General features: G+C 40.7%; 13 protein-coding genes. 6 read left to right on the top strand and 7 right to left on the bottom strand.

Annotated features, from left to right (window positions below; all coding sequences use genetic code 11):
- Positions 1 to 201 precede the first annotated feature (201 nt).
- The 3 genes from Q4557_RS03315 to Q4557_RS03305 form a co-directional block, all read right to left on the bottom strand.
- Positions 202 to 2,298: an HD domain-containing phosphohydrolase gene (locus Q4557_RS03315; RefSeq protein ID WP_303410651.1), complete on the bottom strand. Its 2,097-nt coding sequence runs from the start codon at positions 2,296 to 2,298 to the stop codon at positions 202 to 204.
- A gap of 2 nt (positions 2,299 to 2,300) precedes the next feature.
- Entirely contained in the window at positions 2,301 to 2,570 is a 270-nt protein-coding gene (locus Q4557_RS03310; protein WP_303410649.1) for a hypothetical protein, read from the bottom strand.
- Positions 2,571 to 2,805: 235 nt separating this feature from the next.
- Positions 2,806 to 4,392, bottom strand: a complete 1,587-nt coding sequence (locus Q4557_RS03305; protein WP_368506487.1) for a helicase HerA-like domain-containing protein — start codon at positions 4,390 to 4,392, stop codon at positions 2,806 to 2,808.
- Between the two features lie 370 nt (positions 4,393 to 4,762).
- Between Q4557_RS03305 and gloA the strand changes: the two genes are divergently transcribed.
- The 3 genes from gloA (at position 4,763) to Q4557_RS03290 (ending at position 7,455) form a co-directional block, all read left to right on the top strand.
- Positions 4,763 to 5,146, top strand: coding sequence for a lactoylglutathione lyase (gloA, locus tag Q4557_RS03300; protein WP_102439116.1), 384 nt, complete (start codon positions 4,763 to 4,765; stop codon positions 5,144 to 5,146).
- A gap of 87 nt (positions 5,147 to 5,233) precedes the next feature.
- On the top strand, positions 5,234 to 6,334 hold the full coding sequence (locus Q4557_RS03295) for an alkene reductase (RefSeq protein ID WP_303410644.1): 1,101 nt from the start codon (positions 5,234 to 5,236) through the stop codon (positions 6,332 to 6,334).
- Positions 6,335 to 6,594: 260 nt separating this feature from the next.
- Positions 6,595 to 7,455 (top strand): DMT family transporter, encoded by an 861-nt coding sequence (locus Q4557_RS03290; RefSeq protein WP_102477050.1) that lies wholly within the window; start codon positions 6,595 to 6,597, stop codon positions 7,453 to 7,455.
- Positions 7,456 to 7,516: 61 nt separating this feature from the next.
- Here the strand turns inward: Q4557_RS03290 and Q4557_RS03285 are convergent, their stop codons facing one another.
- Positions 7,517 to 10,108 carry a M1 family metallopeptidase gene (locus Q4557_RS03285; RefSeq protein WP_303410640.1) on the bottom strand — a complete coding sequence of 864 codons (2,592 nt, stop codon included), beginning with the start codon at positions 10,106 to 10,108 and terminating at the stop codon, positions 7,517 to 7,519.
- 255 nt (positions 10,109 to 10,363) lie between these two features.
- On the bottom strand, positions 10,364 to 12,286 hold the full coding sequence (locus Q4557_RS03280; protein ID WP_303410638.1) for a winged helix-turn-helix domain-containing protein: 1,923 nt from the start codon (positions 12,284 to 12,286) through the stop codon (positions 10,364 to 10,366).
- A 222-nt stretch (positions 12,287 to 12,508) separates the two neighbouring features.
- Between Q4557_RS03280 and Q4557_RS03275 the strand changes: the two genes are divergently transcribed.
- Positions 12,509 to 13,258: a sterol desaturase family protein gene (locus Q4557_RS03275; RefSeq protein WP_303410636.1), complete on the top strand. Its 750-nt coding sequence runs from the start codon at positions 12,509 to 12,511 to the stop codon at positions 13,256 to 13,258.
- A 114-nt stretch (positions 13,259 to 13,372) separates the two neighbouring features.
- Here Q4557_RS03275 and Q4557_RS03270 read toward each other — a convergent pair whose 3' ends face one another.
- Positions 13,373 to 14,029 carry a LiaF domain-containing protein gene (locus Q4557_RS03270; protein WP_102439108.1) on the bottom strand — a complete coding sequence of 219 codons (657 nt, stop codon included), beginning with the start codon at positions 14,027 to 14,029 and terminating at the stop codon, positions 13,373 to 13,375.
- A gap of 401 nt (positions 14,030 to 14,430) precedes the next feature.
- Between Q4557_RS03270 and Q4557_RS03265 the strand changes: the two genes are divergently transcribed.
- Positions 14,431 to 15,090: a nitroreductase family protein gene (locus Q4557_RS03265; RefSeq protein WP_102520790.1), complete on the top strand. Its 660-nt coding sequence runs from the start codon at positions 14,431 to 14,433 to the stop codon at positions 15,088 to 15,090.
- Positions 15,091 to 15,803: 713 nt separating this feature from the next.
- Here Q4557_RS03265 and Q4557_RS03260 read toward each other — a convergent pair.
- Complete coding sequence (locus tag Q4557_RS03260) at positions 15,804 to 16,982, bottom strand: patatin-like phospholipase family protein (protein ID WP_102439104.1); 1,179 nt, start codon at positions 16,980 to 16,982, stop codon at positions 15,804 to 15,806.
- Positions 16,983 to 17,451: 469 nt separating this feature from the next.
- Between Q4557_RS03260 and Q4557_RS03255 the strand changes: the two genes are divergently transcribed.
- The gene (locus Q4557_RS03255; protein ID WP_303410632.1) at positions 17,452 to 19,545 is read left to right on the top strand and encodes a carboxylesterase family protein; all 2,094 of its coding nucleotides are present in this window, start codon (positions 17,452 to 17,454) and stop codon (positions 19,543 to 19,545) included.
- Positions 19,546 to 19,568 lie beyond the last annotated feature (23 nt).

Below are 19,568 nucleotides of genomic sequence, written 5' to 3'. Positions count from 1 at the left end.
ACTTCCTTAGATTAATACTACGAGATACGACTCAAACCCTCAGTTAACATTATAGTATTAGTTAATTTTTTAGTTAATTTTTATTTCGCATTTTGGCTACTTGATCGATTATTTTATGATTAATCTCGTGACTATTAGTTAGACAGTATTGCATGAATACCCTCTATTCATGCTGTTGCTTTACAAGCCTGATACAGAACTTTAGGGCATATTGGGGCAAGCCTTCTTATTAACTATCTTGTTAATAATCTCAGTAAATTGAGTTACATTGTGGATTTGCTGCTGGTCAATATTGATATGCTCTAACGCAAGTTCAATATTAAGGTTATCAAGTTCTAGTTGCGCGATTAGCGACTTTGCATCTAGCTCTATATGCTCTAGGGTTAAGATAAGAAAGTCATTGCCAAACACTCTAAAAATTAACGACTCTGGCAAAAATGCAGTTAACTTGTTGGCTATAAAGGTAAGTTTTTTATCACCTTCGAGCCAGCCGTGGGTTTTATTGTATTGACCAAAATTGAACAAACTGATGACGTAACAGCAATGATAATGTTTGCTAAATAGCTCTTCGTTTAACGTGATAACGTGCTCTAGATATCGATAGTTATATAAACCGGTAAGCGAATCTTTGTAATAATAGGCAAGCCTTGCTTCTTCAAACTCATCCTTTAAATAATTATGATCAACAGGAATTAGATTAGCACTCTCTAGCACTGGCACAGCTGCTTTTACCGTTTCAGGGCAAAATTGTTTACCTGCCAGCGCCTTTATTTCTGCGATAGCTTCTTGTTTCGATTTACTCATTTTATAGATACGTTTTGAGGTCATTGCATCAAAGGCGTCAACTAAAATGAGAATATGAGAAAGTGGGCAGATCTGTTTGCCTTTAAGTCCCCGAGGGTAACCCGTCCCATCATAGTGTTCATGATGGCACCTGATGATTTCAGCATGTTTTTTAAAGGCTTTAATCGATACCAGTAGCTTGTAGCCGCTGTCTAAATGCTGCTGAATAATTTTGTATTCTTGCGAGGTGAGTTTACCTGGTTTTAGTAGAATACTATCGGGTGTAGATATCTTACCTATGTCATGCATGATTGCTGATTCATAGAGGATTTCCACTTCAGCATTACTAAAGCCCATCTCTTTAGCTATCATCACTGAGTATTGTGCAACCCGCCGCGTATGACCAGCGGTGTAGCTATCGCGCCGCTCCACTAAATCAAGCATAGATGATAGTACTTGACGGTAGTTTTTTACATCTTGTTGCTTGTGTTTTAGTGCCAGCTCTCGCTCTTTACTATTAAGGGCATTTCTTTCTATCACGTATAAACATATAACCAGTAACACGGATAAAAAGATGGCGATAATGGCAACCAGATTATTGTAAAAATTGAGCTCAACCATCAGCTTGTTGATCTCTTGATCTACTGCAAATTCTAAATCATCCACATATACCCCTGTGGCGATAATCCAATCAAAAGGCTTATATAATTTGGCATAGGCCAGTTTTTTAACGATTTCATCATTGGTTTTACGTTTGAAATAATACTCGAAGTAAACTTCACCTTGAGCATTAATGCCATCAAGCTCCATCTGGAAGGGGTAGTTACCTTTGATGTCTTGACTGAGGGTTGATAATAGCAGCCCTTCGGTTTCAGGCTGGCTAGGGTGAACTTTTCTAATGGCAAAGTCATCACCACCGGCGTAATTAATCACTTCATTTACCCAAACGTAGGTTTCTGGGTTCTGCAGTTTAATTAGCCTAATAAAGGCAGCGATCCTTTTTTTCGCTTCATTGATAACTTGAGGTGGTAATAATGACAGTGTCATTTGCATATCATCAGCAATCGCTGTGTTAATACTTATTTCAGCCAAGGTATTGTCTGGCTTAGAGGAGTGTAAACTTGGCTTATGGGATGACTGACAAAGAGCTTGTCCTGATTGTGTTAATTGGTATTGAAACTCATCATCGTCAGCGGCTAAAGTTTGTAGCACTTGGCAGCGTTGATGTTCAGGGGTGTTATTAAGTACTAATTTGAATTGTTGCGAATGCGTTTGTAGATTAGTTTGTTGTTTTTGGTATTCGCGCTTAAGGGTTGCTTCAGCTGCGATATGCACCGATGAAACAAGATCAGTAATATGCTCTTTTTTTAATTTAAATAAGTTTTCGCTGATAAGCTGTTTTTGCTTATCGATGACAAAATCTTCTGAGCGATTATCTAGATACAGAATTGATATACAGAATGAAAATACAATCAGTCCAAATAATAATGACTTTCTTAAATGCAGGTTAATCATATCTATAAGTCGCCCCTTATTAAGTTATTGTGACTAATAAGGGCTGATGGAAGCACAGGGGCGTAATATGCCACTAAGTGCTTGAGGTGTTTGATGCTAGCTGCGCGTATAACGTCAGAAGGTCTTGTAAAATAGCGAAGAATAACAACATAAGTGGTTTGAAAGGCATTGGCCTGAGTAATGCTATCTATTACAGAGGCATCAGCTAACGTGACATATTCTAACGTGACGTCTAGTAAACTAAGATTGAGTAAAGTGAAAAATTGGCTCATCCTTAATCACCTCTAAAAACTCCATTAACTAAACAATAGCGCATTTATTAGTGAAGTTACAACTAAGTTAACCAAAGGGATTGCTGAAATTTTTCAAAGTTAGATATTATTGATTTAATTTAAAAAATATAGCTTGTCACAAGGTGATCTTTCTAGGCAGTTATGGCTAAAAATTCCTATTTACAGGTCAAGGATGAGTTAAAATGACTGGCTAGAGCAATATAACCGCGAACAATTATTTACCGCTTTTGCCGCTTTTGCCGCTTTTGCCGCTTTTGCCGCTTTTGCCGCTAATGCTGCCCAGTATTCCCCGCAAAATTTGTTTGCCAAACTTACTGCCCACCGCGCGTGCAGCTTGTTTTGAAAAGCTCTGTACTAGACCTTGACGGCGCTTGGTGCCAAATAGCAATTCGCTAAACCAATTGCTTTGTTCATCCTCGCTATCTTTTTGGGGTGTTGAGCTTGGTTTTTTTGGGGTAGACTTTTTAGTGTCAGCTTTTTCTATAGGAGGCTTGGCATCAGGGGCTTTTTCAAGTTGCTCGAGTTGATTGAGGCGTTCATAAGCCGACTCGCGATTAATGGCGATATCATAATGATTGCCGATAGGGCTTTGGGCGCGACAAGCATTACGCTCAGTCAGTGTTAATGGCCCCATACGACAGCGGGGCGGGGATATCAGCGTTTGCTCAACCATACTGGGCACACCATTATCTTGTAAGGTTGATACTAAGGCCTCACCCACGGCTAAGCTCGAAATCACTGCGGTGATATCCAGTTTAGGATTTACCACAAAGGTTTCAGCGGCGGCGCGAACCGATTTTTGGTCCCTTGGTGTATAAGCCCGCAAAGCATGTTGAATACGATTACCTAATTGCCCCAATATCGCATCGGGTATATCGTCAGGAAATTGTGAGCAAAAATACACCCCAACCCCTTTAGAGCGGATTAGGCGCATAATTTGCTCGATACGCTTAAGTAGATGATCTGGGCTATCCTCAAACAGTAAATGGGCTTCATCGATAAAAAAGGCCAACTTAGGTTTGTCGGCATCGCCGACCTCAGGCAGGTTTTCGTATAGCTCTGATAACAACCATAGTATAAAACTGGCATATAAATTTGGGGTTAATACTAATTTATCTGCCGCCAGAATATTGATTAAGCCATGGTTTTGCTCATCAACGCCCATGATGTCACTTAGCTCAAGGGCGGGCTCGCCAAAGAAAACCTCACCACCGTCACGCTTTAAACTCATCAGCGATCGCTGAATCGCCGCTAATGATTGCGCACTGACTAAACCGTATTCAGCACTGATGGTTTTACGCTCTTTTGAGACCAAGGTCAGAAGCGCTTTAAGGTCGTCTAAATCCAGCAGTAATAAGCCTCGGCTATCGGCTAAGGCAAAAACGATGTCTAAAATGCTGCTTTGGATGTCATTTAGCCCCAGCATTCTGGCTAATAATGTTGGCCCCATTTCACTGACGGTGGTGCGAATAGGGTGACCTTGCTGGCCGAGTAAGTCCCAAAAAACGCATGGATTAGCTTGGGGGCTGAAATTGCTAATACCAATTTTATCAGCGCGGGCTAATAGTTTATCTGACACCTTGCATGCAGCGGCTAGACCTGAAATATCCCCTTTAATATCAGTAACAAAAACCGGCACACCTTGACGGGAAAAGTTTTCAGCTAACATCATCAGCGAGACCGTTTTACCCGTACCTGTCGCTCCTGCAATTAAGCCATGACGATTACCATAACGCAGTTGTAGCTCAACGGGATTATCGCCTTTACCTATCAATATCGTGTTTGTTGAACTTTGTTTCATTGTCGCTCCTTGCAGATATTGCTTTAGGTAAAAGCACAAAGGGGTGATGGTTAACGCTTATGTAATACGTTTATGGCAATAACAGTGTAGAACAAGAATGTAAAATAAGAATGTCGAATTGATTGGCTGGCGCACAAACGCTGTGGCCGCTAAGTAGCATGTCGCTAGCGAGTGATTCATTTTTGTAGCGCTATAAAATCTATAGCTCATACGAATAATAAAAAATTATCGTTTTAAGAATTTTTAATAATTATTTTAATCCTCTCCATTGCCGTAAACTAGCCCTATTAAATCAACGCAAGCGTTTTAGATTGTTATTTTGTTATCACTACTAACAGCGCTTTCATCTCTGTGAAGCTAAGGGAAAATTATGAAATTTTTACACACTATGATCAGAGTTGCAGATCTTGAGAAATCGATTGAATTTTATACTGATGTGCTGGGTATGAGTGTGCTCGATAGAGCTGAAAACACTGAATATCGTTATACCTTAGTGTTTGTTGGTTATGCCGATCAGCCAGATGGCACTAGCATTGAGCTGACTTACAACTGGGATACAGACCAGTATGATATGGGTAATGCCTTTGGTCATTTAGCCTTAGGTGTGGATGATATTTACGCTGCTTGCGACAAGATTAAAGATTTAGGCGGAAAAGTCACTCGTGAGCCCGGCCCAGTAAAAGGCGGCGCGACGCACATCGCATTCATCACTGACCCTGATAACTATCAAATTGAGCTGATTCAACTGAGCTAACTGAACCGAGCTAACTGAACTGAGCTCGTTATCTCAAAGCCCTATTACATCGGCTGCTCAATGACCCATTTTTCGAGGAATGACAACATGAAACAAGCATTATTTCAAACGCTGCAACTAGGCCGTCATACACTAACCAACCGCATTGTAATGCCACCAATGACCCGTTCACGTGCTTCACAGCCAGGAAACTTGGCTAATGACATGATGGCAAAATATTATGCTCAGCGCGCACAAGCGGGTTTAATTGTGGCTGAAGGCACGCAGATTTCTGCAATGGGTCAAGGTTATGCTTGGACACCGGGTATTTACAGCCCTGAACAAATTGCGGGTTGGAAAAAAACCACTGATTTAGTTCATCAACAAGGCGGGGTTATTTTTGCTCAGCTTTGGCACGTTGGCCGCGTTACTCACCCTGATAATATTGGTGGCGAGCAACCTATTTCATCTTCTGCCCTTAAAGCTGAAAATGTAAAAGTCTTTATCGACAACGGCACCCAAGAGCCTGGTTTTGTTGATGTGGTTGAGCCACGGGCAATGACCAAAGCAGATATTAACGCTGTGATTGAAGAATATCGTCAAGCGGCGCTTAATGCGATTGAAGCGGGCTTTGATGGCATTGAATTACATGCTGCTAACGGTTATTTAATTAACCAGTTTATTGATTCAGAGGCGAATAACCGCACCGATGAATACGGCGGCTCAGTAGAAAACCGTTTACGTTTTTTAAGTGAAGTGGTTAGCGCTATGATTGAGGCGATTGGCGCTGACAGAGTTGGGGTGCGTTTAGCTCCATTTACTTCATTAAATGGCACCGTTGATGCTAACCCTGTTGAAACTTACACTGCTGCAGCAGCGTTATTAAATACCCATAAGATTGTGTATTTACATATTGCAGAAGTGGATTGGGATGATGCTCCTGAAACCCCAGCAGGCTTTAAAAAAGCGGTACGTGAAGCATATCAAGGGGTACTCATTTATGCCGGTAAGTATAACGCCGATACCGCAGAGCAAGCGATACAAGATGGCTTAGTGGATATGGTTGGTTTTGGCCGCCCATTTGTGGCAAACCCAGATTTACCTAACCGTATTAAGCATGGTTACCCATTGGCTGCGCATGATCCAGCCACCTTATTTGGTGGTGATGAGAAAGGCTTAACTGATTATTGTGAGTATGCTAGCAACTAATGCCTATAAAGCGCACGCTTGCTAGTTAAGCAGTCGCTAAACAGGTTAAAATAAAATAGCCACTTTACTTCACTGTAAAGTGGCTATTTTACTATATGAGGGGGTGGTTAAGCTAACCGCTAATACCTTTCTTTTTATCAATGCATGACGATCCATGCATATTGATACAGCACTTTAGTTAATCTTATTTTCACTGCGGCCTGCTTGTTTTAGGCGCTGATGAGCTGTGTCTGTTTCAATATTACTCTAGAGAATTATCAATGCGCGGAGCGTTATATTTATTTATTGCCACCTTGTTGGCTGCTGTTGGCTGGATTTCGTCAAAGCTTGTGGTTGATGAAATGCCCGGCGAAGTGTTTATTGCTAGCCGCTTTATGTTAGCTAGTCTGATTTTATTACCTTTTTGCTATAAAAGTATTTGGCGATTAAGAGCCAAGCAGTTGCTATTAGCCTGCGGAGTAGGCATTTTCTTGGGGATGTCGTTACAGATTTGGGTGTTTGCGGTATCGATCAGTAATAGCCTGTCTGAAGGGGCATTTATCATGAGTTTAGCGATGATCATTGCGCCTATGACCGCCTGGGTTTTGTTTAAAGTTAAGCCTCACCGCGCATTTTGGTTAGCTTTACCCATCAGTGTGGTAGGGATGATGTTACTGAGTTTAAGTAATGGCTGGCAAGTGGAGACCAGTCAATGGTATTTCTTACTTGCCTCTTCATTGCTGTCTGTTCATTTTGTGTTGAACAAAAAAATTAGTCTCAGTATTAAGCCACTTGATTCGATATGTTTACAGTTATTTATGGTTGGCTTAGTTGCTGCTGTGTATGTTGCCTTTACCCAGCAATTAAGCTTTGAGGTCAATGATAGTTTGATATTTTGGTTTGTGGTCTCTACTGTTATCGCTACGTCAGTGCGTTATGTATTTCAGACTCTAGGCCAGTATCAAGTTAAGATGGAAACCGCGGCATTGATTATGATTTTAGAGCCTATTTGGACCATGATCTTAAGCTTTAGTCTGTTAGATGAGCAAATTTCGCTGCAAAAAGTTATTGGCGGTGCGCTGATTTTTATATCCCTAAGTGTTTATATTAAGCTGTCTAAGCCACCTAAAAACGCTAACTGATGCACTAACAACAAAAAGCCAGTCGTGAGACTGGCTTTTTAGTTAAGGCTCTACAGACCGATTAGAGCTGGTTTAAGTATTTCTCAACGCTGGCAAGTTCACGCTGCTTTAAGCTGACGCAGTTTTTAACACTTTCATCGAGCTTGGCTAAGGTACGGCCAAACTCAGGTGTTTGCGCTACTTTTGGCTTAAAGAATGTGTTGGTTGTATCCAGTGCCGCTAAATCACAACCGCTACCGGTAAACGATGGGATCATCGCCACCGCAAAGGGAGGTAGTTTCGCTTTTATGGCGCTGAAGTTAGCATAGATCCAATCTCTAAAGCGTTGTTTACGCTCATCGGTATAAGCTTGCCCTGCAAAGATATAGCGTAAATCTGGCGCATTGACTTTATCGGTCAAACTATAAGCTAGCACGCTGTTTTGTAGTTTTTCAGTAGGCGCATAGCCTAAGGCATACATTAAACGAGTGCGTTTTTGCGGGTCTTTCGTTACCTCAAATTCAGCTTTTACTTTCGCTAATACCTTACTGTCACCAAAATACACTGCAATATTGAGGTAAGTGCCGATAAGGTACTGGTCAACATCGTTATTACCATTAAGGTACAAGTCAGCTTGTTTTTTAGCGGTTGCAATTGTGGCTTTATCTTTGGCTTCAAAAGCTAATAAGTTAATCAATGTTGGGCGTAACTTACTAATAGATGACTTTTCATCAACTTTTGCAGTAACACCGTACTTCTCGATTGCGCTTTGTGCTCTTGAGGCAATGAACTTAGCCCATAGCTCTTGGTTGGTGTCATCAATAAAGGTGCGTTTTTGAGATTGTAAGTAACCTAATGCGGCAGAGACGATTTGCGGATGTTGGTCATCAATAAATGCGCCTAAAATATTCAGTAACTCACCACCTGAGATAAAGCCGGCATCTAATAAGGCATCAGCTGCTGAGATCAAGGCTTTACGCTCACGAGCTGTAAGCTGGGTTTTAGCATTGGCTAATAAGTTGCTCATTTGTGTTTCATCTAACAACCAGCGGTAGTAACCCATGGCGTCTGAATCTGGATAAATCCAATCAGGACTGAATGCTAATTTGATGGTTTGCGATTGACTGGTGAGTAAAATGGTTTCGGTTGCAACTTTGTCGCCTTTACCGTATTTAACCGATACTGGCACAGTCCAAGACTGCTTTGCAGCTACAGTGCCAGCATTTACAAAGCGGCTTTGTTTAAGGGTTAGCTTATCACCTGCTAATGACACATCGATTAAAGGGTAAGACGATTGTTCAATAAAGGTGCTTAAGATACTGCCAACATCTTTACCAGAGGCTTTTGATAAGGCATTCCAAAGATCATCAGCTTCAGTATTTTGAAAGGCATGATCTTTAATGTATTGACGAATACCCTTATTAAATTCAGCCTCGCCGATATAGTTTTCTACCATATCTAGCACAGCTTCGCCTTTACTATAGGCAAGGCCTAAACCGTCCATAATGTCGGCTTCGGTTTTAATGGGCTTGCGGATAGGCTTGGTCGATACCCGTGCATCTAATGACATCACGTAGTTTTTGGATAATGCTAAGTTAGATTCAAATTCTGGGTGAATTTGCTCGGTCACTTTCGCAGCCATCCAGCTTGCAAAAGCTTCGTTTAACCATAGGTCATTCCACCACTGCATAGTCACTAGGTTACCGTACCATTGGTGTGCTAGCTCGTGGGCAATAATTGAAACGGCCGTTTTTTTGCTATTTTGGCTGGCGGTTTGCTCATCAACTAACAAAATATCTTCACGATAAGTGACTAAGCCTGCGTTTTCCATCGCCCCAAAAGGAAACTCAGGTACTGCAACGCTATCAAGCTTTTGATAAGGGTAATCGACCCCAAAATAATCTTCTAATGCTTTTAGAACTAACGGCATTTGCTCGGCTGCATATTTGGCTAGCTCGATTTTCCCCTTAGTGGTTATTACGCGCCCTGGGACTTTCATGCCTGTGACTTCAATTTCTTCAAATTGACCCACAGCATAAGCAACAAGGTAAGAGGATATTGGCTTGGTTTGAGCAAATACGTGAGTTGTCAGGCCATCTTTGGTTGCAACTGAAAGCTCAGGGGTATTGCTGTAAACCTTTTCAGTACTTGGGGCTGTGATGGTTACTTGAAAGGGGATTTTATATTCTGGTTCATCAAAGCTTGGAAAACTGCGGCGCGCATCACTCATTTCAAACTGGGTAAATAAGTAGGGCAGGCCGCCATCAATGGTTTTATACAGGCCGACAGATTGACGGTTATAAGGGGCTGTGAAATCCATTGAGAAAGAATATGCACCAGGTTCGATAGTATGTGGGCAGTTAAACAAAACCACCCCAGTATCTTGCATGATTACATCTAGTTGGCAGTCTTTGTTGTTAGCTGATTTGGCATCTAACTGGATATTGCTAGCAGTGTATTCTAAGCCGTTAAGTTGTAATTGCTTAGTGGCTTCAAGCACTTCAATTTGAATGGCTGTGCTGCCTGAAAACTGATCTTTTACTGGATCTAAGTTGAGCTTAATACTTTGTGATAGTGGCTTGGCGACTTTACTTAGCACGTATTCATTGGCTAAGGCGTCGGTACTTCCCACAAATGAGAGCGTAACCAGTCCCGCAGTGACGATTCGATACATGTTATTTCCTGTTGTTTTAATTATCATTCCATGATGTTTAATGGCATTGATTAGGATTGAGTGACTATTAGCGTTTTTATTGATAACGATTGTATTCATAACGCTTGTATTGGAACCATTGCATTGATGATTCTATAAGGTCATTTAAAGCTGACGCTGATTATAACAAGTTAACAGCTAAGCGGTAACTTACGAGCATCATTTAAGTTAGGGTTGTTGTAACAATTGATGACTTGCTTAGAGTATTTAGTGTGATTACTTAGAGTAGCGCTTGATAGAAGCATCATCTAATCCCAGCTTGGCTAACATTGCCACATATCGAGGCGTGTGACGTATAGCTGCAAACCTTGGGTCATGTTTGGCGAAAATCAGGCAATTTGATTGGTATTCTACGGCTTGTTCTAGCAGCGGAAATACCTTTTCAGTTTGGCCCATTAACGCGAATATCACCGCCGTTTCATAGGGGCACATGTACAGCTGTTGTTGTGTCGCCTGTTTTATTAATGGCAACACCTTATCTTTATATCCGCCAGCGGCATAAGCTTGGGCCAATAGAATTAAGGGGAATGGGTCTTGATGACTCAAGGCAACCCCTTGCCTTGCTAGAGTAATACTTTGCTCTATATCGCCATTAATGTAGTGGGCTACAGATAAGCTCAGTAATGGGTAGGGCATTTGAGGGTGTTGTTGTATCTTGCGTTTTCCCCAAGCAATTGCTGCATCAACTTCGCCGACCATCATTAATGCCCATAAGCCCCATTCGGCTATCTCTTGATTTAATGGGTCTAAGTTGTCTGCTCGCGCCACTGATAGCTGTACTTTTTCAGCTTCACCGAGTGCAGTGTAGTACAGGGCAAAACCCAGCTCTGTTAGCGCCAGATTCGGGTCTAACTTCTTCGCTCTGTTAAGCATTACCCAAGCATCTTCCCATAACATGGCATGGATATAAGCCATACCTAATGAGGCTTGAACGCTTGCTGAATTAGGGTTTATGGCCAGCAGTTCAGTGGCTGAAGCAATGACTTTTGGTAGCACATCTTTAGGTTTCTCAAATAAAATCATCAGGATACGATAAGCATCTGATTTAGCTATGTAAGCCGCTTCAAAGTTTTTATCTAAGGCGATGGCTTGGGAGTACAGATCTATTGCTTGCAGTACTGAATCATGGCTCATTTGGGCTTGTTGATATTGGCCTTGAACATAACGCTCATATGCGACTAAATTACTGGTGGGAACCTGAGCTAATTTCCCCTTTTCATCCTCAAGAATAATCACTTGTAACGATGTTGATACTGAGGATGCAATGTCATTTTGAGCACTGAACAAATTAGTTTTATCCACGTTAATGTCAAAGCTGCCTTCCCAAACGACAGCGCCGCTATTGATTTCTTCTAATTCCACCGTAAAGCGCACATCCCCATTGATAGCGGTTTTTACCACCCCATCTAATACAAAGGTCACCTCTGGTAATTGCTCTTTGATATGAGCACGCGTTTTGTTTGATTTAAAGGTAAATGCCGATGGCGGCGGTACCACCTTTATACCTGATACTTTGCGTAAATCTTGAATTAGTTCACGGGTTATTTGGTCGGCAAAAGGCTGCCATTGGCTAACGTCATTACTTGAAACCGACATAGGCGTAATGAGTAAATAGGGCGGCTTTATTGCTGCTGTAGAGGGGGCGTTTTGATAATAAATGCTGCTGACAATAATCACTATGATGACTAAAACTAGACTAACGATTGTGATTGTTGATTTTAGTGCCGGTGTTTGTTTGCTATTTGCCGTTACCGGAGTTTGCTTTAGGGTTTTAACAGGCACAGTTTGCGAGGGTAAAGCTGCTAATTCCTTATCTGCATTTGTGCTATTAGTTGCTTCTACATCAGCGATGAAATGATAGCCTCTAGATCTGATGGTTTTAATGACCTTTTGCTGTTCACCATCATCCGCTAAGGCTTTTCGGGCGGTTTTAATATGATTACTGAGGGTGGTGTCAGTGACTTCCCGCCCTGCCCATATTTGGTTTAACAGCTCATCTCGAGAAACAATACGCTGCCTATTGTCAATGAGGTAAATAATTAAGTCATAGACCTTAGGCTCTACCGATAACACATGGCTATCTTTGCGGATCTCATACCGTTCAGTATCAATCTCGATATTGTTAAATCGAAACAGCATAGATAATCCCTTATTTTATAGACATGAACAACGGTATTTAGAGCAAAAATCGATAGGATCAATTCTAGCTGACTATTGGCCTTTTATTTATCAACTTAGGCTGAGCCAGTGGCAAGCTTGAGCTAATTAATACTAAATCGTTAGCTAACCATCATGTTTGTAACTGTGATTTGCCGATAATGACACTTCTTAAAAATTGAAAATACATTAAGGAGTGCGATTATGCCTACGCCACTAGACATCCTGCTGGACCCAGTTTCTTTAGCGCTGCTGGGGATATATTTTGGCTTAATGTTACTTGAAGCGATTAAGCCTGCTCAACAACAAGTAAAGGTAAAAGGTTGGTATGCAAAATCACTGTTGGTATTTGTGTGCTATTTTTATCTTTCGACTTATTTACCCTTGATTTGGGATAAGTATTTATTGCCTTACCAATTGCTCAACCTGCAGCAGTTAACCCCTTGGGTTAGTACTATTATTGCCCTATTGGTTTTCGAACTTGGTATTTATATTTGGCATCGCAGTATGCACAGAACACCTCTACTGTGGCGGACTTTCCATCAGATGCATCATAGCGCCGAAAGGTTAGACTCATTTGGGGCTTTTTATTTTAGCCCACTAGATATGATTGGCTTTACATTAGTTGGCAGTATTAGCCTTAATCTTTTTGTGGGTTTATCGCCTCAGGCAATTAGTTGGTTTTTATACATCACCATGTTTATTGCCGTATTTCAACACACCAATATTAGCACCCCTCAGTGGCTTGGATATATTATTCAGCGACCAGAAAGCCATTCGGTGCACCATCAAAAAGGCCTGCATAAGTATAATTATTCCGATCTGCCTATTTTTGATATCTTGTTTGGCACCTTTAAAAATCCGCCAGGTTTTGCTAACGATATCGGCTTTTATCAAGGCGCGTCCTTTAGAGTAAAGGACTTACTGTTATGGCGTGATATTTCAAAGCCCTAATGATATCAAACATCGTTAATGGTCGAACATGAGGCTTTCTTAAGCCTCGCTGATGTTCGGCTTTAATGATTGCTTGCCTCTAAAGTTGTTTGTTATCAAAAACCGCTTTTAGTATCAAAAGTAGTTTTTAGTATCGAATGCCGATTTTAAATTGTTGGCAAACTCGATAAACTTTTCTTTAATGGTGCGCTTGATAGACACCTCCAGCGAGCCCAAAATAACCTTACCCTCAATGGTGATGACAGGAGCTTGGCGGGTTGCGATAGAAGGCGCTTTGTTTTCAATGCTACTGACGAGCCCGTAAGTTTTACACACCACATTAATGCCTTCAGGAACATAGATACTGCTACTGCCCAAAAAGCAATTAATCTCAATGGTGACATGTTGATGCTGAAAAATGGCATCACTAAAGTCCAGGGTGGTTTCGCCTATAATATTATTAACCTTAATAACCTTTGGCACCACCCATTGGCCGCTACGTTCACTGTTACCTAATATGCTGGTTAAGCGCATATCTTCAGTGGCAGTTTTGCTGCCATAGTTTGGCGCAAACTGGTGGTCTTTTTGCTGACTATAGTCAGTATCAGCGGTTAAGGTTAGGTCTGCGACCAGTGCGACGATCTCTTGATGAACACTTGAGTTCATTGCCTCATCAAGGCGTCTTTCAAAGGCTTCAGCAGAGATAATGCCGTGGCTATAATTGACAATTAACTGATCGATAACTTGTTCTCTGACTTGCTCAATAGGGCGATCTTCTAAAATCACGGCCATAATGTCACTCCTTGGACTTTATAGTACATAGTGACTCAGATTTTAGTCACTAGGGTAGATGTTGTATTTAAGTTAAATTAAAGCAATATGCAGGCCAGTTTAAAGATGCTATATAAAAACAGTGCTTTATCATTCTTGCAGCATTGCGTTATCGTTTTTAACCTTTATAAATGCAAATGATATAGTGAAAGTAGCCAGCTGAATTAGTCAAAATAACCAGTGAACAGCCATGGGTTTGTCATTTTTTCTACGTATAGTTACGCTATAGAGCCATCTGCACCCGCTATTACGGATTTTTTATGGTTTAAAAACTCCATAAAGATTGGTGTCTAGCACTCTTTTTTTCTCAATGGAAAAGCCTAAAATGCACCGCATCGGCATCACCTATGAGGAAAATCATTATGTCACACCCAATTATTGCAGATTTGAATAAACGTTATACTGTGAAAAAGTATGATTCAAGTAAGCGTATTTCAGCAGCGGATATGGACGTAGTGAAACAAGCGATTCGTTTAACTGCTTCTTCTATTAACTCACAGCCGTGGAAATTTATCGTATTAGAAACTGATGTGGCAAAACAACGTTTTCATGAAACGTTTGCCAATATGCACCAGTTTAATCAGCCTCATGCTACTGAAGCCTCCCATGTGATTTTATTTGCCCATAACCCTAAGTTCACTAAAGATGACTACAGAAAAGTTGTTGATGTTGAAGTGTCGTCAGGTCATTTACCGGCAGACATGTATGACAACATGCTAAATGGTGCTTTTGGTTTTGCAGAGCAAAATACTGATGACAGTGGTTTTAATGGCCATTGGACTAAAGCGCAAACCTATATTGCTATTGGTAATACCTTGCATACGCTAGCTCGTTTAGGGATTGCTTCTACATCGATGGAAGGCGTTGACCCAAGCTTAATTGGTGAGATTTTTAAAGAAGAGTTAGATGGTTACGTTTGTGAGTTTGCGCTAGCAATGGGTTATCACAAAGAGGGCGAAGATTATAACTTTGGCCTACCTAAATCACGCTTACCTGAACAAGATATCATCACAGTTTTATAAACTATATTTGGTCGTTTAAATTATAGCTTGTAACACCTTTCTAATTGATTATTCTGTCCCTGTTATTAAAGCCCATCATGTACTCATGATGGGCTTTTTTGTGTTGAGTATTTTTAAAAGATTAAATCAGCAGCTTAGTCTCCATTTTAAACAGTCACTATTTCACAGGAAGGTGGAAAATTTTAGGTTCGGCTTTAATAAGCCCTAAATGACTGATAATGCTGCAATGTAACCCGTCACATTAACGTTGAGCATGAGTTAAACCTTTATAGGGACTGACTTTAACTGGAATACTGATGAAATTGAGTAGCCTCTGCAAGGTGCTATTCATACGTGTCATGCCATGAACCGCTGGCGCTGAAACGATATTATGAAGAATGGAATGTATTTGATGGGAGGCATGAATATTGATGGATGAATGCAGCTGCTTTGGTTGATAGTAATATCATTAAGGCATTGCGCAATCGCTAACAACAGACAGTATTAAGAAGAGGAATTACTTAGCTGCAGCTTATTGATAAAGCCGCCATTATGTTCAGTGTTTCAAGTCGTTCTCAACATGGTAAGTTATTCCAAAAAGTGTAGAGTCATAACTAAAGCGACTAAAAATGCTGATAAAATGGTAAAAAGGTGGGATTAATAATGACGTATTAGCTTGATTTTACTCTCCCAGTAATGGCTTGGGAGAGTCGTGAAAGTAAACTATAACTTCTTTAATAAGGAACTTGGTTTTGCCATAAATTGTTGTTTACCGCCTTGTCATAGCCGTTTTGGTATAAGGCTTCCATGTACTGCTGATCAAACATTTTCTTGGTGGCAGGTTCTGCATCAAACTTGTCGTCAATATAAGTGAATGACAAATCGTAGTTATTTACTTCGCTGTAATACAGCATTCGATATAAATCACCTCTAGCTTGTTGAATCGTCATACTTTTCAAACTGCGATTCAGTAGTTCAAGGCCTTTATCATGTAGGGAAATATAAGGTGATTTTAATACCCCGTTACGGATAACGTGAATATTAGTTGGTTGCTGATAACCTAAAGCCTGATTGACTAACCCATAATCGAAATTACCTGGGTCGACAAACATTTGTGAGTTCATGCCGCCATCAACATGTAGTTCTTCTAGAGGCTTTCCATCTATCTCAACATTGATGAATTGTGGTGGAAACACCCCTGGAATTGACGAGCTTGCGGCTAAAATTTGATGAACTAAGTCATATTTATTTGGTAAGTTACTGGCAGCAATTTGGCCAATATTCCAGATCATCAGCTCGCCAGAATCAAACTGCGTAGTGCCAATAAATAGTCGACGCCCTTTTTGGTGTTCAGTCGCTATTTTATCAATCATTGTAGCAGGGTAAAACTGCTCCACTAGCTCATATAGACTACTGCCATCAGTAAAGGCATCTTTAAAAAGAGCATTTAAAAAATTGCGTTTACCTAATATAGCCTTATCGTTAAGGCCTAGCATGACTTGCTTTAATCGATGAATTTCATCACCACCAATAAATGCAAATGGTGCAATCAAAGAGCCTGCACTGATCCCTGTGACAATGGTGTATTGCGGTAGTTGATTACTATCATAAAGGCCGTTTATTACTCCGGTGCCATAAGCACCCTTAGCACCACCACCCGATAACACTAATATATTTAGCTTTTCTGACGCACTTGCTAATGGTGTGGTGTTGGTGGTTGCATCATATAAAAACGCAGGTTGTTCATCAGCCCAAAATCGATAAGGTTCAGCTATTTCGGTTTGATCCGCCGCCACGAGAGCATCTTTGTAATTATTAGCATCAACCCGTTGTTCAAGTTGATGATTTGAGCTACAGGCCGTTATGAACAAGGCAAAAAATATTAACTTAATAAGGTTCTTCGGGGTGTTCATTAGTGTCTCCATTTAGCCGTTTAGCGGCTAAAAATCTAAAGATATTTTAAATCAAATTAGCAATATTATAGAAGCGAAAGCGGTTTCTATGATCTGCTGATAATTAATATTAGAAGGTTAATGGACATTGTGTAATCTGTTAAATCGCGTTTGAAGGATTTAACCCTCACAAAACGGCTAACGTGAATTGCTATCGTCAATTGGGGGTAGATGGGCGATTTATCGATTTTAAACCGTGTAAATCTCACGCTTTTACTACTCTATAGCGGTTAATTTTATTACTTCAATGTTAATGATGATGGTTCGATCCTTCATAAGCGATTACAAGGTAAGGGTTAAATTAATTACTATAAATTTAATTATTCAGGCTCATACAGCAAAGATGCAAACTTTAACCTAATATTAGGCTTGAGCTACTTTGATGATTCACTAGCCAAACCCTAGCAATCAGAGATACATGGAGTTAATTATGACCGTGTTTTACCGTTCTACCCTTGCAGTGCTTATTTCATTAACATTAGTGGCCTGTGGCAGTGATGACAGCCCTAGTGTTACAGATCCAGAACCTGAAGTACCCGTTGTCGAGCCACTGCCACCACAGCAGATTGATCGGATCATTGGTGATAGCACCGTAATGGGGCTTAAAGAGTCAGTGGTGATTAATGATTTAGAGGGTACGGCAACGCGAGTTGAGTTAGAGGCGTTTAAAGGCATTACTTATGCGACTTCTGCGCGCTTTGAGCACAGTGTGGTCACAGAATTAACAGATGTGGTCGATGCAACGGTTTTTGGTGATGCCTGTCCGCAACTTGATTTAACGGTGCAGGAGCAATCAGAAGATTGTTTAAACCTTAATATTTGGCGCCCAGAAGATACGGTCGAGTCCGCTGATTTACCTGTTTATGTGTTCATTCATGGTGGTGATTTTGAATTTGGTTCAGGCTCAGACCCGCTAGTACAAGGCGATAATGTTGTCGCTCAGGGGGCATTAGATGATAAACCATTTATTGCGGTCACTCTAAATTATCGTTTAGGTATTTTAGGTAGCTACTGGCTTGATGGTAGTAAGAACGACAAAGGCGGTAATTTTGCTTTAGGTGACCAAAAACGCGCGCTTGAATGGGTCAATAACAATATTGAATTATTTGGTGGTAACCCAGATAAGGTTACCCTTGTTGGCCAAGGCGCTGGCGCCATGTCAGTAGGGATTTTACAGCAAACCGAAAACAGTGAAAGTTTTGCTGGTGACTATTTCCAGCGCGCTATTATGCAAAGCAACCCTTATGGCTTTGATTATAAGTCTTATGATCAAGCCAAAACCTTTCAAGGTAAGTTACAAGATTATGGCGATGAGTTATTTGCTGAAGAAGGCTCTGTGGTACTTGATGAGTTAACCCTTGAACAAATCATGCAAGTGCAGGAAAAGGCACTAAATCCATTAGCGAAAGTTGGCGCTTGGTCAGGATTAGACTGTATTGATGTGGATAACTTAGTAGGCAGTGGTTTATGTTTAACCTCTAAACTTAGCGCTGAAACTACGCCGTTAGCCAATTTAAAGCCTTTTTCGCCTTATGTTGATTTTCGCGCTAGAGGCGGTATTTTTGTCCCTGAAATCAGTGGTTATCATTTAAAAGCGCAGCCAGCATTAACTGAATTAAATGTACCGACTGTATTAGGCTTTAACAGTAATGATTCAAGAACAACGGCATTTCTGCCGAGTTTAACTTCATTAATACCGACGATTATCAATTTAATCCAACAGCTTAATGATGCGCCTGAAGATCCTGATTTAGCCGCTTTAGATATTCAGGCTTGGTTAGAATCCCAAGATAACTTGGCATTGTTAGAGCAAGAGTTAATGGCCATAACAAACTCAGATGTTGAAGCCCAAGTTGAGTTAGGTGACATTTTACCTAGCACAGCCTATGACGCCATTACCCGCTTTTTCTTTGGTTTAGGCAATGGCGCTATCATAGATGAACTGTTTAAATTAACGGACTTTTATCCAAACGATGAAAGTGAGTTAAGCGGTGCCACAGGTAATATGGCGCAATTTAATTTACTCGTAAACGATATGCTGTTTAGTGGTCCAGCAAGGGTTATGGCCAAGCAAACCAGTGATAATGGTGTGGTGCCAGTGACTTTTTATAACTTTGATTACAAACCAAGCTTTAATGTGTGGACCACAAGTAATGAAGCAACATCCATTGACCTTGCAGCGCTAATTAAATCAATTAGCTGCATTGGTAACATTTGTAATGGTGCGGAATTACCATTTGTGTTCAATAAACCTTATACCGTGACAGGTAACAAGGTTACTCCAAGTGATAGTGATATGATGTTAATGGATAAATTGTCACGTCTTTGGTTTAGTGATGAGCTGTTTGATAACTATCAATTCAATACCAGTGATGACAATGTGTTAGTGATTGATGGCGATACAAATATACAAATTGAAGCAGATTGGGACAAAAGAAAACAACCAGGTATTGACCCAGAGTTACGCGAAGGTCGCTTAACGGGTCTTGAGGATTTAGGCTTAATTTTAGGCTACTTTAATTAATGACTAAATAAGCTTTATCTTTA

This window comes from Shewanella sp. 5_MG-2023, from assembly GCF_030547465.1.
GTDB lineage: Bacteria > Pseudomonadota > Gammaproteobacteria > Enterobacterales > Shewanellaceae > Shewanella.
Note: the sequence above shows the minus strand (reverse complement) of the source record. Positions and strands in the feature narration are given on the sequence as shown.

Coding starts and splice junctions, on each gene's coding strand:
- Q4557_RS03280 (WP_303410638.1), bottom strand. CDS start 12,286: ATGCTGTTTCGATTTAACAATATCGAGATTGATACTGAACGGTATGAG.
- gloA (WP_102439116.1), top strand. CDS start 4,763: ATGAAATTTTTACACACTATGATCAGAGTTGCAGATCTTGAGAAATCG.
- Q4557_RS03285 (WP_303410640.1), bottom strand. CDS start 10,108: ATGTATCGAATCGTCACTGCGGGACTGGTTACGCTCTCATTTGTGGGA.
- Q4557_RS03255 (WP_303410632.1), top strand. CDS start 17,452: ATGACCGTGTTTTACCGTTCTACCCTTGCAGTGCTTATTTCATTAACA.
- Q4557_RS03265 (WP_102520790.1), top strand. CDS start 14,431: ATGTCACACCCAATTATTGCAGATTTGAATAAACGTTATACTGTGAAA.
- Q4557_RS03295 (WP_303410644.1), top strand. CDS start 5,234: ATGAAACAAGCATTATTTCAAACGCTGCAACTAGGCCGTCATACACTA.
- Q4557_RS03270 (WP_102439108.1), bottom strand. CDS start 14,029: ATGGCCGTGATTTTAGAAGATCGCCCTATTGAGCAAGTCAGAGAACAA.
- Q4557_RS03275 (WP_303410636.1), top strand. CDS start 12,509: ATGCCTACGCCACTAGACATCCTGCTGGACCCAGTTTCTTTAGCGCTG.
- Q4557_RS03315 (WP_303410651.1), bottom strand. CDS start 2,298: ATGATTAACCTGCATTTAAGAAAGTCATTATTATTTGGACTGATTGTA.
- Q4557_RS03290 (WP_102477050.1), top strand. CDS start 6,595: ATGCGCGGAGCGTTATATTTATTTATTGCCACCTTGTTGGCTGCTGTT.
- Q4557_RS03305 (WP_368506487.1), bottom strand. CDS start 4,392: ATGAAACAAAGTTCAACAAACACGATATTGATAGGTAAAGGCGATAAT.
- Q4557_RS03260 (WP_102439104.1), bottom strand. CDS start 16,982: ATGAACACCCCGAAGAACCTTATTAAGTTAATATTTTTTGCCTTGTTC.
- Q4557_RS03310 (WP_303410649.1), bottom strand. CDS start 2,570: ATGAGCCAATTTTTCACTTTACTCAATCTTAGTTTACTAGACGTCACG.